This is a genomic window from Phormidium sp. CCY1219 (assembly GCF_035615515.1).
Classification (GTDB): domain Bacteria; phylum Cyanobacteriota; class Cyanobacteriia; order Cyanobacteriales; family Laspinemataceae; genus CCY1219.
Map to the genome: position 1 here is coordinate 1 of NZ_JAJENT010000968.1, position 209 is coordinate 209.

Annotated in this window: 1 protein-coding gene; it reads right to left on the minus strand. The window is 49.8% G+C overall.

Annotated elements, in window-relative coordinates; genetic code table 11:
* Positions 1-209, minus strand: a 209-nt coding sequence (locus tag LKK83_RS31015; RefSeq protein ID WP_324635326.1) for a tetratricopeptide repeat protein, incomplete at both ends; no start/stop codon positions are given.

The following is a 209-nucleotide window of genomic DNA, read 5'->3' on the forward strand; positions in this document are numbered from 1 at the left end:
CCACTTCCTGCCTTATCGGTAAGGCTTGCTGGTAGTAGTCTAAGGCTTCTTGGGGTTGTCCGATGTCGGAGTAGACTAGACCGATATTATTCAGGGTCGTGGCTTCCCCGCTTCTATCTTCCACTTCCTGCATTATCGGTAAGGCTTGCTGGTAGTAGTCTAAGGCTTTTTGGGGTTGTCCGATGTCGGAGTAGACTGCACCGATATTA